Origin of the sequence: Pseudomonas monteilii, from assembly GCA_001534745.1 — a bacterium.
GTDB lineage: Bacteria > Pseudomonadota > Gammaproteobacteria > Pseudomonadales > Pseudomonadaceae > Aquipseudomonas > Aquipseudomonas alabamensis.
On sequence record CP013997.1, the window covers coordinates 1516720 to 1531628 of the forward strand.

Sequence of the window (14909 nt, forward strand, 5' to 3'; positions counted from 1 at the left end):
GTTCTGGAGCCCCTGCGGGGGCTTCAGGCGTTTCTGGAGTGGCGTCGTCCGCGCGTCTGTACGCACGGCGCGCCTGGGCCTATGATCGGTGCGCTTCGTCTTTCATTCGCCCTGATACCTGCAAGCGAGCGTCCATGTCGTTGATCTTCCCTCGATTGTCTACCGTTGCCCGTCGGCTGTTGGCCGTGTGTGCGGCCACGGCCGTGTTGACCGGATGCGCCGGCCAGCCACCTGCATTGCCCGCGGGGTTGGCGCAGCGCGTGGAGATCGGCAGCGTGCCGTTCTATCGCGGGTATGCCAATCACAGTGGCGCCATGGCGCTGGCAGCGCTGCTCACCCAGCAGGGCGTGCAGATCACCCCGGGCATGCTCGACGCACCGCTGGGTCTGCCTGAGGCGGCGGATCGGCTGCAGACGCGCATACCGCCCGTGGCCCGTGACCATGGCCTGGTCGTCTACCCGCTCGACCCCAGTCTGGACGCGTTGCTGGTCCAGGTGTCGGCAGGCAATCCGGTATTGCTCAGCTATCGCGAGGGGACGGCGTGGTGGGGCGAGCCACGGTATGCGCTGTTGATCGGCTATGACGCCTACAAGCGCCATGTACTGCTGCGCTCGGGCATGAACCGTCGACAGTTGATGGACTTCGATGCGTTCACCCAGGCGTGGGCGAAGGAGGGGAGCTGGGCCGTGCTGGTGCAGCCGCCAGCGCGACCGGCTGCGCAGGTCGACCGACAGCGCTGGCTACAGGCTGCCGACGAACTGGCGCGCGCCGGTCAGGAGCGGGCTGCGCACCAGGCGGTCAGCAGCCTGGACCGCTGACCGGCAGGTACGGCGCCTGTCAGAAGCCCAGGCGATCGCGCAGGCTGTAGTACCAGGCGCCCAGCGCACTGAACGGCACCCGCAGGGCCTGGCCACCCGGGAACGGGTAGTGCGGCAGTCCGGCGAAGGCATCGAAGCGCTCGGCCTGGCCCCGCAACGCTTCGGCCAGCACCTTGCCAGCCAGGTGCGTGTAGGTCACGCCGTGACCGCTGCACCCTTGCGAGTAGTAGATGTTGTCGCCCAGGCGACCGACCTGGGGCAGGCGCGACAGCGTCAACAGGAAGTTGCCGGTCCAGGCGTAGTCGATCTTCACCTGCTTGAGCTGGGGGAAGGCCTTGAGCAGCTTCGGTCGAATGATCGCTTCGATGTTCGCCGGGTCGCGCGCACCGTAGACCACGCCACCGCCGAAGACCAGGCGCTTGTCCTGGGTCAGGCGGTAGTAGTCGAGCAGGTAGTTGCAGTCCTCGACGCAGTAGTCCTGGGGCAGCAGGCTGCGGGCCAGTTCCTCGCCCAGGGGCTCGGTGGTGATCACCTGCGTGCCGCAGGGCATGGACTTGGCGGCCAGCTCGGGCACCAGGTTGCCCAGGTAGGCGTTGCCGGCGACGATGATGAACTTGGCGCGCACCTTGCCTTGGGGCGTGTGCACGACAGGGCTGGCACCCCGGTCGATACGCACCGCCGGGCTCTGTTCGTAGATCGTGCCGCCGAGCGACTCGACCGCGGCCGCCTCGCCCAGGGCCAGGTTGAGCGGATGAAGGTGACCCCCGCTCATGTCCAGCATGCCGCCGATGTAGTTCTCGCAGGCGACGACCTCGCGAATCCGGCGCTGGTCGAGCAGCTCCAGTTGCGTATGGCCGTAGCGTTCCCACAGACGCTTCTGCGACTCCAGGTGGCCCATCTGCTTGGGCGTGAGCGCGGCGAACACGCCGCCGTCCTTCAGGTCGCATTGGATGCCATAGCGCGCCACACGATCACGGATGATGCGCGCGCCTTCGAACGCCATGTCACCCAGCAGCTTGGCCTGTTGAGGGCCGACGCTGCGCTCGATGACGTCGATGTCACGGCTGTAGCTGTTAACGATCTGGCCGCCGTTGCGACCCGATGCGCCGAAACCGACGCGAGCGGCCTCGAGCACGGTCACCTTGAAGCCGTTCTCCAGCAGGAACAGAGCGCTGGACAGGCCGGTGTAGCCTGCACCGATGATGCACACGTCAGTCTCTACTTCGCCCTGCAGAGCCGGGCGCGCCGGTGCTGGATTGGCCGAGGCGGCGTAGTAGGACTGGGGGTAGGAAGTCGTGGCCATGCTGCAGCACCTCGTGTTTTATATTTTTAACGGATGTGCTGATGCTATCAATAATAATAAACGCGCACCAGCGGCCTGTTAAAAATTCCTGACGGCGTGCGGGGCAGGGTCACCGTGGGGTCGAGATCATAAAAGAACGGAGATTCAGTGGCTTAGGAAAAATATGGGTTGACACCCCTGAGCAAGTGCGTAGAATGCGCCCTCATCGACAGGCACATAGCTCAGTTGGTTAGAGCACCACCTTGACATGGTGGGGGTCGTTGGTTCGAGTCCAATTGTGCCTACCAAATCGAAAAGAGGGGCGATCCGAAAGGGTCGCCCTTTTTTGCATGTGTGTTCCGGGGAAAGGGCCGCTGCGAGCGCAGGGCTCGGCAACCGCGCAAAGTTTCTGATTTTTTTGAAGAAAACGCTTTACAAGGTCAGGGCGCACTCGTAATATGCGCGCCACACGACAGGCACATAGCTCAGTTGGTTAGAGCACCACCTTGACATGGTGGGGGTCGTTGGTTCGAGTCCAATTGTGCCTACCAAATTGAAAAGGGCGATCTTAATAGGTCGCCCTTTTTTATTGTCCGCGAAACGGTCTGCACACGGCTGCGGCCCTGTGTCGCAAGGCCTGCTTCGATCACCGATGGTCACTGGCTTGAGCGGTCCCTCGCGCCTGGCGCGCCCCTGACGACGCGAGCGAGCGTGTTAGAATCCCCGCTTCTGAACGGGAGATGATGGCGTGCGCAAACTGGCAGTGGTAATGGCGGTGCTGGCTCTGGCTGGCTGTGACAACGAAGTCGAAGGCGTGCACAACCGGGTCGCCCAGAGCCTGGCGCGTCCGGACACGGCAAAGTTCGCCAACGTGCGGATCTCCCCGGAAGGCACCATCTGCGGCCAGTTCCGTGGCAAGAACGAGGCCGGCCAATACGAGGCCTACCGCAGCTACGTCGCCATCAAGCAGGGCAGCGACTACCAGATCATCGTCGACGAATCGGGCAACGACCTGCGCATCCGTGAAGTGTGCGGTGGCGCCGACCTGCAGCGCCGCGCCGATGCGCTGGCCGATCAGCCGGCGCCTGAAGGGTGGGACGTCGAAGTCGTCCAGGGTGCCAACATGGGCGCCATGACCGACATGACCGCGCGCCTGCTGGAAAAAGGCATCCCTTCGTCCGTCGAATACCGCAACGGCAAGCCGGTGGTGCTGATGGGGCCGTTCCCGAGCAAGGCCGAGGCCGAGGCGCGCAAGACCGAAGTCATGGCCAAGCTGGGCACCGACTCGGTGGTGATCCAGCACGGCGCCACGCGCTGAGGTTCTGAGGGGAGTATTGGCGCCGACCCCGCTGTCACAGCTATGCTCAATGGCACAGGCTGCGCGGGAGGGCCACATGTCTACCTTGGAGCGGGCGATCGCCTTGGCGGCCCAGGCCCATGAGGGGCAATACGATAAAGGCGGCAATGCCTACATTCTTCATCCATTGCGGGTCATGCTGCGTGTGTCGACGCCAGAGCAGCGTATCGTCGCCGTGCTGCACGATGTGCTGGAAGACACGCCCACGACGCTGGCCGACCTGGCGCGCCAAGGGTTTTCCCTGAAGATCCTGGCCGCCGTGCATGCCTTGAGCCGTCGGCAAGGCGAGTCGTACCTGGACTTCGTGGTGCGCGTCGGTGATGACCCCCTGGCGCGCGTCGTCAAGCTGGCCGACCTGGCCGACAACAGCGATATGTCGCGCATTCCCTATCCAGGCCCGGACGACGTCGCGCGGATGGCCAAGTACAGCCAGGCCAGCGCCTACCTCAGCACGCTGGCCTGATCTTTACCCGCAGCTGCCCAGGTCCACGGGGCCGACGAAGGGATTGCCGTGGCCCATCAGGCAGGCCACGCGCTGATTGCGTTGCCGCTCCCAGGGCTGCACCGGGTAGGTCTTGTCCCAGGCCTCGAGCAGCTGGCGGTCCTGCTTCGACAAACGCAGGTCGTAACGCTGGCTCATGTAGAAATGCGTGCGGGCGATCATGCCGCGGATCGACGGCCGGGGCATCACACGCCGTGCCTTGAAATCCACTTGGGTCAGGCACTGGCCATACTGGCCATGCTTCTCGGGCAGCCAGCCGAAACTGTAATTGCTGCGATCCCCATTGACCTCGCCGATGCTGGGCACCAAGTTGTGCAGATCCGCCTCGGCGCGCCGGAACACCTCATCGTTGCGCGCGCAGTTCTTGCGCCCGCCGTGCTGCCAGCACTGGCGCTGATGACCGATCTGCCAGGCCGAGACGATGTGCTCCCATTCGATGCGCGAGGCGCGCTTTGGGTTCTTGCGCGGCGTGTACCCGCAGGTGCGCGGATCGACCTGGTTGCCGTTGTACTTGCAGCCGCAGTAGAACTCGGTGGATTGCGGCGCATACAGTTTCCAGGCGACTTTCTTCGCTTCCTGGAACGTGCGCGGCGCCTCGGCATGGGCGTGGGCAAGAGGCAGCGCGAGCAACAGGCCCGCCAGGGTGAGCGTCAACACGTTCATGGTCGGTCAGTCATCCTGCGGCACGGTCCAGAACAGCTGTACGCCACCGTCGTCGCGATGGGCGATGGTCACGTTGTCGTTCTCGGCGATTTCGTCGAGCAGCGTCAGCCAGTCTTCGGGCGACTCGTGCTCGAGCCGGTAGATCAAGGCCGCGCGGCTACGCTGGGCGGCGGGGCTGTTGATGATCTTCTGGATGCGTGTTCCCAGCAGCGCGAAACTCGAGGGGGTGACAGGGGCAGGGCTGGCCATGGCAGGTCCTTGGTGGGCTGTATGCGCGTACAGTATTTCACCGTAGGACATTTCGCAACCAAGCATAAGTTTCTTTACCGTCATGCTCGGGGATATCGCCCTCGCCCGTCGACCGGGCTGTCGTGTCTTGGGAGGGTACGGCGAGGTCGGCCTGTGCTCTGTTGCGAAAGCAGCAAAAGCTTATCTTTCTAATTGTAAAAATAACGATTGCCAATGCGAATTATTTCCACATAGCATTCGCACGTTTTTCAGCCCCTTACGGTTTTCCCACTTTCAGGATTCGTCTATCGATGCGCCGCTCGATCGCCTCGCTGTGCCTGCTGCATGCCTTACCTGCCTTGGCCCTGGCCGCCGAAGCCCCTGTCACGCCGCCTGCCAGCATCGAACTGGGCGCGGTGAACATCGACGCCGATGCTGCGGATTGGCAGACCGCCACGAGTCCGGTGCAAGGCTACAAGGCCGAGCGCTCTGCCAGTGCCACGCGCACCGATACCGCGCTGCACGAGACGCCCCAGTCCATCAGCGTGGTGCCCCGAGACGTGCTGCAAGACACCTCCGCCACACGCCTGCAGGACGGGTTGGACTATGCCGGCGGTGTAGGGCGCGCCAACAATTTCGGGGGTCAGGGCCTGACCACCTTGACCGTTCGCGGCTTCACCACGGGCGAGTTCTACCGCAACGGGTTCCCCATCAACCGGGGCTACCCCAACGCGCCGGATGCCAACACCGTGGAGCGTCTCGAGGTGATCCGTGGGCCGGCGAGCACCTTGTATGGTCGCGGCGATCCAGGCGGCACGTTCAACATCGTCAGCAAGCAGCCGCAGCTCGACGACAAGGTCACCCTGGGCAGTCAGGTCGACGACCAGGGTCTGCGCCGTGCCACGCTCGATGCTACTGGCGCGCTCACCCAGGACGGTGCCTTGGCCTACCGGCTCAACGTGCTGGGCGAGGGCGGCGAGAGTTTCCGTGATGAGGTGGACAGCGAGCGCTACGACGTGGCGCCGGTGCTCAGCTGGCAGGTCGATGAGGCCACCCGGATCGTCTTCGAGGGTGACTTCATGCGCAACAACCACCCCCTGGACCGTGGCCTGACCCGCTTGCCCAGGCAGGCCGGCACGGCCTCGCGTGACACCAATGTCTGGGAGAAGGGCGGCGACAACCTGCTGCACAACGACAACGACATGGCCCAGCTGCGTTTCGAGCACCTGCTCAACGACGACTGGACCCTGGCCGGCGGCGTCCAGTGGCTGGACGGTTCGCTCAAGGGCAATGCCGTGGAAGCCAACGGGCTGCAGGTCGATGGGCGCACCCTGGGGCGCAACTTCAATTACCGCGAACTGGAATGGACCAGCCGCGACTACCAGCTCAACCTGACCGGGCATTTCGACACCGCCGGTCTGTCGCACACCTTGCTGACCGGGCTCGAGTACGAGGACTACGACTACAGCTCGATCATCCTGCGCTCGGCGGGCGGCGCGGGCGCCTACCCGATCGATCTGTTCGAACCTGTGCTGGGGCAGCCGCGACCGGCTTTGGTGGGGCCTACTACGTACAACAGTGAAAACCTAAAGACCTGGGCTGCTTTCGTCCAGGACCAGGTCACCCTGACCGAACGGCTCAAGGCACTGGCCGGCGTGCGTTTCGAGCGTTTCGAGCACGACTACGACGACAAGCTCAGCGATGCCCGCGACTTCTCCAATGGCCAGAACGGCGTGACACCGCGCGTGGGGCTGATGTACGACCTGACCGAGACCCTGGCGCTCTACGCCACGGCGTCACGCTCGTTCAAGCCCAACAGTGGCACCAGCCTGCAAGGCGGCGGGTTCGACCCGGAAAAGGGCAAGTCCTACGAGGTCGGGGTAAAGTGGGAGAGCCTCGACCGTCAGTTGAGCGTCGATGCCGCCGTGTACCACACGGTCAAGGAAAACGTGCTGACCCGCGATCCGAACGATCCGACCGGTACCTACAGCGTGGCGGCAGGCGAGGTTCGCAGCCGCGGCTTCGACCTGAACATCGCCGGCAACCTCACGCCCGAATGGCGAGTGATCGGCGGCTATGCCTATGTCGACGCCGAGGTGACACGCGACAACACCCTGGCACGCGGGACGCGCCTGGCGAACATTCCGCGCAACAGCTTCAGCCTGCTGAACACCTATGAGTTCCAGGACGGGGTGGCGAAAGGGCTGGGGTTGGGGGTGGGCTTCAAGCATGTGGACGACCGTGCCGGGCAGACGGCCGCTTCGACCTACACCATGGACCACTACAGCGTGGTGGACCTGTTGAGCTTCTACACGGTCAACGAGCACGTCCGGCTGAACCTGGACGTGAAGAACGTCTTCAATACGCGGTATGACGAGGGGGCCTTCAACACCTATGTGTACCCAGGCGCACCACGCACCGTGCAGGCGGGTGTTTCCTACACGTTCTGATCGAACGGTGTGAGCGAGAGGGCCGCCTGGCCCTCTCGTCAGGCGGAGCGCTTAGTATTCCCAGAAGATCCGCTGCAGCTCTTTGCTGTCCTGGGTCTTGGTCATCGCGACCATGGCCAGGATGCGGGCCTTCTGCGGGTTCAGGTCATGGGCCACGACCCAGTCGTTCTTGTCGTCCGGCTGCTCGGCGTTGCGCAGGACGAAGCCGCCCTGGTTGACGTGCGAGGAGCGGATGATCTGCACGCCGTTCTTGCGCAGCTCCTGCAGGGCCGGTACCACGCGGGAGGACACCGAGCCGTTGCCGGTGCCGGCATGGATCAGCGCCTTGGCGCCGTTCTGGGCCAGGGCCTTGTATGCGGTATCGGTCACGTTGCCGTAGCCGTAGGCGATGTCCACCTGTGGCAGGCTGCTGATCTGCTTGATGTCGAATTCCGAGTTGACGGTATGACGCTTGGCCGGCAGGCGGAACCAGTACGACTTGCCTTCCACGACCATGCCCATCGGGCCCCAGGCGCTCTTGAACGCTTCGGTCTTGATGTTGACCGACTTGCTCACGTCGCGGCCGGACTGGATCTCGTCGTTCATGGTCACCAGCACGCCCTTGCCACGCGACTGCTTGTCGCTGGCGACGGCCACGGCGTTGTACAGGTTCAGCATGCCGTCGGCGGACATGGCCGTGCCGGGGCGCATGGAGCCGACCACCACGATCGGCTTCTCGGTCTTCTCCACCAAGTTGAGGAAGTAGGCGGTTTCTTCCAGCGTGTCGGTACCATGGGTGATGACGATGCCATCGACGTCCGGGCTGTCGGCCAGCTCGGCGACGCGCTTGCCCAGTTGCAGCAGGTTCTCGTTGCTGATGCTTTCCGAAGCGATCTGCATCACCTGCTCGCCCCGTACCTTGGCCAGGTTGCCCAGCTCCGGCACGCCCGCGATCAGCTTGTCGACGCCGACCTTGGCGGCCTGGTAGGTGGCGCTGTTGGCGGTGCTGGCACCGGCACCGGCGATGGTGCCGCCGGTGGCCAGGATCACGACGTTGGCCAGGGCCTGCTGCTGCTTGGCCTCTTCGGCGCTGACGTGGGCTGGCAAGGCCAGCATCAGTGCAAGGGCACTGGGGATAAAGGTCTTCATGGCGACGTGGATCATTATTGTTCTCGCTCTTCCTAATGAGGTGGGCTGTATTGCCCGACAAAGTCAGGCAGTTTTCGTACCAACCTCAGCGTAGCGCCTGATGGCACATCTGATGGCCACTCAGGGGGACAGGGCAGGCGAATCATGCGAAGACGCCAGGCGCGCGTGTTCGGTACGCCGAACGAGCGGTCCGCATCTCGTTCGGTTTTTCGTGCGAAGGCGTCCAGATGAGGTCATGCGTGCGCGATGGGAGCGCACGTCTGATCACGGGGCAGGGTGTTGCACGGTCGCGGCGCGCGGTGCATGCCGCTCGAGCACCTGCTCGGTGAACGCACGCGCGGCCTGACCGCCCAGGTCGCGTACCAGCAGGTCGACCGCGATCAGCAACAGCTCCTCGGGTGTACCCGGGCTGTAGGCGCTCTGGCCATCGGACCACTTGACCTTGATGTCGGCATCGATGCTATGGCGGCTCATGAGGGCTCTCGCGGCGTAGTGGGTGTGAATGAACAGCGGGCGTTCGTCTCCTCGATCGGCGAAGCAGGCCGAAGCCTTGGGCGTGTGAGGGTATCTTGGGTAGGCATGATGAACTCTACGGCAGGAGCATGAAGGTCTGGGGCGGCCTGGTGAGCGTGCCGTGTCGGGGCGCGTAAGATCCGGTCACGATTGCAATGGGCCAGCCTGTGCGGATTTAAGGCACACTCGACAGGTTTTGCAACAAACGCTTGATGGCACTGTCGCATTAGGCAGCCAATGTGATCGATTAGGAGGATCCATGTTTCATACTCGCGCTTCCCTGGCGACCTTGCTGGTCGCTGCTGCTCTGGTCGGTTGCAGTACTGGAGGTGGAGGGGACTCGGACGATCGTGGCGCGGCGCCTGCCCCGGCAGCCGCCGAGAACGATGGACGCTGTTCGGCCACGGGTGCCGACTTCGCCATGGGCAAGCCTGCCAGCGCCTACCTGCTCGAGCAGGCACGCAAGGCCAGTGGCGCCCAGTACGCGCGCATCCTGAAGCCCGATGACATGGTGACCCTGGAGTACCGCTCGGAGCGCCTGAACCTGAACGTGGATAGGCAGGGCGTCGTCACCCGCGTCAACTGCGGCTGAGTGCGCATGCGGGGTAGGCAGGGCAGGCCGGGTGCTTGGCCCTGACGCGCAGGATGCTCATGTCGCCCATAAAAAAACCCGCCAAAAGGCGGGTTTTTTTACAGCGGTAAGCCCGAATTACTCCGGACGAACCTGTGCAGCCTGCATGCCCTTCTGACCACGTTCAGCAACGAACGAAACGGTCTGGCCTTCTTTCAGGCTCTTGAAGCCGTCGGATTCGATGGCCTTGAAGTGAACGAACAGGTCGTCGCCGCCGCCTGCTGGGGTGATGAAGCCGTAGCCTTTTTCATCATTGAACCATTTGACGGTGCCTTGTTGGCGATTGGACATGGGTGAATCTCCGGAATCTTGAAATTTTTCAGTAGTGCGATGTGGCCGAGGCTACAGACTGCACGAGTCACATCATAGTCTAATTCTGCGCGTGTCGCGTCAATTACCTTTGCACAATCGTGATCCAGCGCAAAAGAACGAAAGATCCTGTGCGAAATGTCAGCGCGCAGCGCATGCCTTGGCCACGACAGCCTGGGCTTTTTCCATCAGCTTGGCATCGACGCCCTGCTTGCTGTCGAGCTGCTCGATCTCCTTGGTGCTGAAGTTCTTTTCGATCGCCCCAGCGCCGCATTCGCAGTGCTGCTTGGCAGCGGCGGCGTCCAGGCCTTTGCTGCTCGCCACCTGGGTGCATTGAGCCATGTAGGCGTCTTTCTTGCCGGCTGGCCACGATTCGGCGTGGGCTGCCAGGGGCAGCATCAGGGCACCTGCCGCGGTCAGGGCCAGAAGAGACTGAAATCGCATAACCGTTAACTCCTTCGGTAAGGTCTCATCAAGAGTAGGGTGGTTCCGGCATTGTGACGGGCAATCACGGCCACAAGTTCACCGCCAGGTTTCGATTGCCAAATATTCATAGGGTGCCCCGGCAGGTCGTGCTAGCATGACCGGCTCACGACAGGCCTGCCTGGCCTTGTCGTCACTCTTCCAGTCACTCTGGTTCGACCCTGGCAAGCTCAAAGGCTTCTGCCACTGTGAGGCAGGCTTTCCCGAGGGAAAGGCAGGGCGGATCTTGTACTGGCTCATCCCAACCCACGTGACCTTTGGTAGGGGTCACCACTAGGAGAGGAGGCGCCATGCCCGTAATCACTCTTCCCGATGGCAGTCAACGGTCCTTCGAACAGGCCGTCAGCGTTGCCGACGTCGCCGCTTCCATCGGCGCAGGCCTGGCCAAGGCCACCCTGGCCGGCAAGGTCGACGGCAAGCTGGTCGACGCGTGCGACCTGATCGACCATGACGCCACGCTGCAGATCATCACGGCGAAGGACCAGGAGGGGCTGGAGATCATCCGCCACTCCTGTGCCCACCTGATCGGTCATGCGGTCAAGCAGCTGTACCCGACCGCCAAGATGGTCATCGGCCCGGTGATCGATGAAGGCTTCTATTACGACATCGCCTACGAGCGCCCCTTCACTCCTGAAGACCTGGCAGCCATCGAAGCGCGCATGCGGCAGCTGATCGACACCGACTACGACGTGGTCAAGAAGATGACCCCGCGTGCCGAGGTCATCGACGTGTTCGCCAGCCGTGGCGAAGACTACAAGCTGCGCCTGGTCGAAGACATGCCGGACGAACAGGCCATGGGCCTGTACTACCACGAAGAATACGTCGACATGTGCCGTGGCCCGCACGTGCCGAACACCCGTTTCCTGAAGGCGTTCAAGCTGACCAAGCTGTCCGGCGCCTACTGGCGCGGCGATGCCAAGAACGAGCAGCTACAGCGTGTCTACGGCACCGCCTGGGCCGACAAGAAGCAGCTGGCGGCGTACATCCAGCGCATCGAAGAGGCCGAGAAGCGCGACCATCGCAAGATCGGCAAGCAGCTCGACCTGTTCCACCTGCAGGAAGAAGCGCCAGGCATGGTGTTCTGGCACCCGGCCGGTTGGACCGTGTACCAAGTGCTCGAGCAGTACATGCGCCAGGTCCAGCGCGACAACGGCTACCTCGAGATCAAGACGCCGCAGGTGGTCGATCGCGTGCTCTGGGAGCGTTCCGGCCACTGGTCCAACTATGCCGAGAACATGTTCACCACCTCGTCGGAAAGCCGCGACTTCGCCGTCAAGCCGATGAACTGCCCGTGCCACGTGCAGGTGTTCAACCAGGGCCTGAAGTCCTACCGTGACCTGCCGCTGCGCCTGGCCGAGTTCGGTGCCTGCCACCGCAACGAGCCTTCCGGCGCCCTGCACGGCATCATGCGCGTGCGTGGCTTCACCCAGGACGACGCGCACATCTTCTGCACCGAAGAACAGGTGAAGAAAGAGGCCGCCGACTTCATCCGTCTGACGCTCGACGTCTACAAGGACTTCGGCTTCACCGACGTCGCCATGAAGCTGTCGACCCGTCCCGCCAAGCGTGTCGGTTCCGAAGAGCTGTGGGATCGCGCCGAGGGCGCCTTGGCCGATGCGTTGAATGAATCGGGCCTGGAGTGGGAATACCAGCCGGGCGAGGGCGCTTTCTACGGGCCGAAGATCGAGTTCACCCTGCGCGACTGCCTGGGCCGTAACTGGCAGTGCGGCACGTTGCAGTACGACCCGAACCTGCCCGAGCGCCTGGATGCCAGCTACATCGCCGAGGACAACAATCGTCGTCGTCCGGTGATGCTGCACCGCGCCATCCTCGGTTCGTTCGAACGTTTCATCGGCATGCTGATCGAACACTACGCCGGCGTGTTCCCAGCCTGGCTGGCGCCGACCCAGGCGGTGATCATGAATATCACCGACAAACAGGCCGATTTTGCCCTTGACGTGGAAAAAACTCTGAATTCCAGCGGATTCCGTGCCAAGTGCGACTTGAGAAATGAGAAGATCGGCTTTAAAATCCGCGAGCATACCTTGCTTAGGGTCCCGTATCTTTTGGTTATAGGGGACCGCGAGGTCGAAACGCAAACCGTCGCTGTGCGGACTCGTGAAGGTGCAGACCTGGGCTCCATGCCCGTCGCCCAGTTCACCGAGCTCCTGGCGCATGCGGTTTCCCGGCGTGGTCGCCAAGAATCGGAGTAATGACTATTAAGCGTGATATGAGAAACGATAAACGAACTGCCCCGAAGGCCCCGATCAACGAGAATATCTCGGCACGCGAGGTTCGGTTAATTGGCGCTGATGGCGAGCAGGTTGGCATCGTCTCGATCGATGAAGCGCTGCGTATCGCTGATGAAGCGAAGCTGGACCTGGTAGAAATCTCTGCAGACGCGGTACCGCCTGTCTGCAAGGTCATGGACTACGGCAAGCACATCTTCGAAAAGAAGAAGCAGGCCAACGAAGCCAAGAAAAACCAGAAGATCATCCAGGTCAAAGAAATCAAGTTTCGTCCAGGGACGGAGGAAGGGGATTACCAGGTAAAACTACGCAACCTGGTACGTTTCCTTAGTGAAGGGGACAAGGCCAAGATCTCTCTGAGATTCCGTGGTCGTGAGATGGCCCACCAGGAGCTGGGCATGGAGCTGTTGAAGCGGGTCGAAGGTGACCTCGTGGAATACGGCACCGTCGAGCAGCATCCTAAGATGGAAGGACGCCAGCTTATGATGGTCATCGCCCCCAAGAAGAAGAAATAACCACCAGGGCACGGCAGGCCTTGCGGTTATGTTTATCCACTCAATGCGGAGTTCCGAACATGCCAAAGATGAAAACCAAGAGCGGTGCAGCGAAGCGTTTCCTGAAAACCGCTTCCGGCTTCAAGCACAAGCACGCTTTCAAGAGCCACATCCTGACCAAAATGTCGACCAAGCGTAAGCGTCAATTGCGTGGTAGCAGCTTGCTGCACCCGTCCGACGTCGCGAAAGTCGCGCGCATGCTGCGCGTTCGTTAATTCTGGTCAACGATAGAGGAAGTTACTCATGGCTCGTGTAAAGCGTGGCGTCATCGCTCGTAAGCGTCACAAGAAAATCCTGAAACTGGCTAAAGGTTACTACGGTGCACGCTCGCGCGTGTTCCGCGTTGCCAAGCAGGCTGTCATCAAGGCGGGTCAATACGCCTACCGTGACCGTCGTCAGAAGAAGCGTCAGTTCCGCGCACTGTGGATCGCTCGTATCAACGCCGGTGCCCGCACCAACGGTCTGTCCTACAGCCGTCTGATTGCTGGCCTGAAAAAGGCGTCGATCGAAATCGACCGCAAGGTTCTGGCCGATCTGGCAGTGAACGAAAAAGCGGCGTTTGCTGCGATTGTCGAGAAAGCTAAAGCCGTTCTGGCTTAAGTACCCACGACAATCACCCGGCGGCGCTTGCGGCGTCGGGTATTGAACGTCATCGATAGGGGAAGAGCCTGTAAAGCTCTTCCCCTATTTCGTATCTGGAGTCTGTACATGGAAAACCTGGATGCGCTGGTCTCCCAAGCCCTGGAGGCCGTGGAGCGCGCTGAAGACATCAATGCCCTGGAGCAGATCCGGGTTCACTACCTCGGCAAGAAAGGCGAACTGACCCAGGTGATGAAGACCCTGGGCAACCTGCCGGCCGACGAACGACCGAAGGTCGGGGCGCTGATCAACGACGCCAAGGAACGCGTCACCGTCGTGCTCAACGCCCGCAAGGCCGCGTTCGAAGAGGCCGCCCTGAGTGCGCGCCTGGCTGCCGAGTGCATTGATGTAACCCTGCCAGGCCGTGGCCAGACCACCGGTGGCCTGCACCCGGTCACCCGTACCCTCGAGCGCATCGAGCAGTTCTTCACCCACATCGGCTACGGCATCGCCGAAGGCCCCGAGGTCGAAGACGACTACCATAACTTCGAAGCGCTCAACATCCCCGGCCACCACCCGGCGCGGGCGATGCACGACACCTTCTATTTCAACGCGAATATGCTGCTGCGCACGCACACCTCGCCGGTGCAGGTGCGGACCATGGAGTCCAGCCAGCCGCCGATCCGTATCGTCTGCCCGGGCCGCGTCTACCGTTGCGACTCGGATATCACCCACTCGCCGATGTTCCACCAGGTCGAAGGCCTGCTGGTCGATCGCGACATCAACTTCGCCGACCTCAAGGGCACCATCGAAGAGTTCCTGCGCGTGTTCTTCGAAAAAGAGCTGGCCGTGCGTTTCCGGCCTTCGTTCTTCCCCTTCACCGAGCCGTCCGCCGAAGTCGATATCCAGTGCGTGATGTGTTCCGGCAAGGGCTGCCGCGTCTGCAAGCAGACGGGCTGGCTGGAAGTCATGGGCTGCGGCATGGTGCACCCGAACGTGCTGCGCATGTCCGGCATCGACCCGGAAGAGTACCAGGGCTTCGCCTTTGGCATGGGGGCCGAGCGCCTGGCCATGCTGCGTTACGGCGTCAACGATCTGCGTCTGTTCTTCGACAACGACCTGCGGTTCCTCGCGCAATTCCGCTAGGCCCGTACCCGACGCAT

General features: G+C 62.4%; 17 protein-coding genes and 2 tRNA genes. 12 read left to right on the forward strand and 7 right to left on the reverse strand.

Translation table 11 applies throughout. The features are described 5' to 3' along the window. Positions 1-134 precede the first annotated feature (134 nt). Positions 135-818 carry a hypothetical protein gene (locus tag APT63_06740; protein AMA45353.1) on the forward strand — a complete coding sequence of 228 codons (684 nt, stop codon included), beginning with the start codon at positions 135-137 and terminating at the stop codon, positions 816-818. 19 nt (positions 819-837) lie between these two features. On the opposite strand, the gene APT63_06745 is transcribed toward APT63_06740, so the two are convergent. Further along, positions 838-2121, reverse strand: coding sequence for a gamma-glutamylputrescine oxidoreductase (locus APT63_06745; GenBank protein ID AMA45354.1), 1284 nt, complete (start codon positions 2119-2121; stop codon positions 838-840). A 210-nt stretch (positions 2122-2331) separates the two neighbouring features. On the opposite strand from APT63_06745, the gene APT63_06750 reads away from it, so the two are divergent. From APT63_06750 to APT63_06765, 4 genes are all read left to right on the forward strand, one after another. Continuing rightward, positions 2332-2408, forward strand: a tRNA-Val gene (locus APT63_06750). 166 nt (positions 2409-2574) lie between these two features. Beyond that, a tRNA-Val gene (locus APT63_06755) sits at positions 2575-2651 on the forward strand. A 197-nt stretch (positions 2652-2848) separates the two neighbouring features. After that, positions 2849-3418, forward strand: coding sequence for a sporulation protein (locus APT63_06760; protein AMA45355.1), 570 nt, complete (start codon positions 2849-2851; stop codon positions 3416-3418). 76 nt (positions 3419-3494) lie between these two features. Beyond that, a complete protein-coding gene (locus APT63_06765) occupies positions 3495-3920 on the forward strand; it encodes a GTP pyrophosphokinase (GenBank protein AMA45356.1) in 426 nt (141 codons plus the stop codon). Positions 3921-3923: 3 nt separating this feature from the next. Here the strand turns inward: APT63_06765 and APT63_06770 are convergent, their stop codons facing one another. Continuing rightward, positions 3924-4622 (reverse strand): deoxyribonuclease, encoded by a 699-nt coding sequence (locus APT63_06770; protein AMA45357.1) that lies wholly within the window; start codon positions 4620-4622, stop codon positions 3924-3926. A gap of 6 nt (positions 4623-4628) precedes the next feature. After that, positions 4629-4871 carry a hypothetical protein gene (locus APT63_06775; protein AMA45358.1) on the reverse strand — a complete coding sequence of 81 codons (243 nt, stop codon included), beginning with the start codon at positions 4869-4871 and terminating at the stop codon, positions 4629-4631. A gap of 290 nt (positions 4872-5161) precedes the next feature. Between APT63_06775 and APT63_06780 the strand changes: the two genes are divergently transcribed. Beyond that, positions 5162-7300, forward strand: coding sequence for a TonB-dependent receptor (locus APT63_06780; GenBank protein ID AMA45359.1), 2139 nt, complete (start codon positions 5162-5164; stop codon positions 7298-7300). Between the two features lie 51 nt (positions 7301-7351). On the opposite strand, the gene APT63_06785 is transcribed toward APT63_06780, so the two are convergent. Further along, positions 7352-8443: an L-asparaginase gene (locus APT63_06785; protein AMA45360.1), complete on the reverse strand. Its 1092-nt coding sequence runs from the start codon at positions 8441-8443 to the stop codon at positions 7352-7354. A gap of 249 nt (positions 8444-8692) precedes the next feature. Then, positions 8693-8902 (reverse strand): hypothetical protein, encoded by a 210-nt coding sequence (locus APT63_06790; GenBank protein ID AMA45361.1) that lies wholly within the window; start codon positions 8900-8902, stop codon positions 8693-8695. A gap of 298 nt (positions 8903-9200) precedes the next feature. Between APT63_06790 and APT63_06795 the strand changes: the two genes are divergently transcribed. Beyond that, entirely contained in the window at positions 9201-9533 is a 333-nt protein-coding gene (locus tag APT63_06795) for a hypothetical protein (GenBank protein AMA45362.1), read from the forward strand. 117 nt (positions 9534-9650) lie between these two features. On the opposite strand, the gene APT63_06800 is transcribed toward APT63_06795, so the two are convergent. Then, entirely contained in the window at positions 9651-9863 is a 213-nt protein-coding gene (locus APT63_06800) for a DNA-binding protein (protein AMA45363.1), read from the reverse strand. Between the two features lie 159 nt (positions 9864-10022). Further along, positions 10023-10325 carry a hypothetical protein gene (locus tag APT63_06805; GenBank protein AMA45364.1) on the reverse strand — a complete coding sequence of 101 codons (303 nt, stop codon included), beginning with the start codon at positions 10323-10325 and terminating at the stop codon, positions 10023-10025. Positions 10326-10654: 329 nt separating this feature from the next. On the opposite strand from APT63_06805, the gene APT63_06810 reads away from it, so the two are divergent. The 5 genes from APT63_06810 to APT63_06830 all read left to right on the forward strand — a co-directional run bounded on the left by APT63_06810 (position 10655) and on the right by APT63_06830 (position 14892). Further along, positions 10655-12577 (forward strand): threonine--tRNA ligase, encoded by a 1923-nt coding sequence (locus APT63_06810; GenBank protein AMA45365.1) that lies wholly within the window; start codon positions 10655-10657, stop codon positions 12575-12577. A gap of 17 nt (positions 12578-12594) precedes the next feature. Continuing rightward, complete coding sequence (locus APT63_06815; protein AMA47806.1) at positions 12595-13128, forward strand: translation initiation factor IF-3; 534 nt, start codon at positions 12595-12597, stop codon at positions 13126-13128. Between the two features lie 59 nt (positions 13129-13187). Next, on the forward strand, positions 13188-13382 hold the full coding sequence (locus APT63_06820; GenBank protein AMA45366.1) for a 50S ribosomal protein L35: 195 nt from the start codon (positions 13188-13190) through the stop codon (positions 13380-13382). A gap of 28 nt (positions 13383-13410) precedes the next feature. After that, complete coding sequence (rplT, locus tag APT63_06825; GenBank protein ID AMA45367.1) at positions 13411-13767, forward strand: 50S ribosomal protein L20; 357 nt, start codon at positions 13411-13413, stop codon at positions 13765-13767. Positions 13768-13875: 108 nt separating this feature from the next. Next, on the forward strand, positions 13876-14892 hold the full coding sequence (locus APT63_06830) for a phenylalanine--tRNA ligase subunit alpha (protein AMA45368.1): 1017 nt from the start codon (positions 13876-13878) through the stop codon (positions 14890-14892). Positions 14893-14909 lie beyond the last annotated feature (17 nt).

Bases quoted from the DNA above. Each gene is read 5' to 3' on its own strand.
- APT63_06775 (AMA45358.1), bottom strand. From the start codon at position 4,871: ATGGCCAGCCCTGCCCCTGTCACCCCCTCGAGTTTCGCGCTGCTGGGA.
- APT63_06815 (AMA47806.1), top strand. From the start codon at position 12,595: ATGAGAAACGATAAACGAACTGCCCCGAAGGCCCCGATCAACGAGAAT.
- APT63_06810 (AMA45365.1), top strand. From the start codon at position 10,655: ATGCCCGTAATCACTCTTCCCGATGGCAGTCAACGGTCCTTCGAACAG.
- APT63_06800 (AMA45363.1), bottom strand. From the start codon at position 9,863: ATGTCCAATCGCCAACAAGGCACCGTCAAATGGTTCAATGATGAAAAA.
- APT63_06790 (AMA45361.1), bottom strand. From the start codon at position 8,902: ATGAGCCGCCATAGCATCGATGCCGACATCAAGGTCAAGTGGTCCGAT.
- APT63_06770 (AMA45357.1), bottom strand. From the start codon at position 4,622: ATGAACGTGTTGACGCTCACCCTGGCGGGCCTGTTGCTCGCGCTGCCT.
- APT63_06820 (AMA45366.1), top strand. From the start codon at position 13,188: ATGCCAAAGATGAAAACCAAGAGCGGTGCAGCGAAGCGTTTCCTGAAA.
- APT63_06765 (AMA45356.1), top strand. From the start codon at position 3,495: ATGTCTACCTTGGAGCGGGCGATCGCCTTGGCGGCCCAGGCCCATGAG.
- APT63_06805 (AMA45364.1), bottom strand. From the start codon at position 10,325: ATGCGATTTCAGTCTCTTCTGGCCCTGACCGCGGCAGGTGCCCTGATG.
- APT63_06740 (AMA45353.1), top strand. From the start codon at position 135: ATGTCGTTGATCTTCCCTCGATTGTCTACCGTTGCCCGTCGGCTGTTG.
- APT63_06830 (AMA45368.1), top strand. From the start codon at position 13,876: ATGGAAAACCTGGATGCGCTGGTCTCCCAAGCCCTGGAGGCCGTGGAG.
- APT63_06785 (AMA45360.1), bottom strand. From the start codon at position 8,443: ATGATCCACGTCGCCATGAAGACCTTTATCCCCAGTGCCCTTGCACTG.
- APT63_06780 (AMA45359.1), top strand. From the start codon at position 5,162: ATGCGCCGCTCGATCGCCTCGCTGTGCCTGCTGCATGCCTTACCTGCC.
- rplT (AMA45367.1), top strand. From the start codon at position 13,411: ATGGCTCGTGTAAAGCGTGGCGTCATCGCTCGTAAGCGTCACAAGAAA.
- APT63_06795 (AMA45362.1), top strand. From the start codon at position 9,201: ATGTTTCATACTCGCGCTTCCCTGGCGACCTTGCTGGTCGCTGCTGCT.
- APT63_06745 (AMA45354.1), bottom strand. From the start codon at position 2,121: ATGGCCACGACTTCCTACCCCCAGTCCTACTACGCCGCCTCGGCCAAT.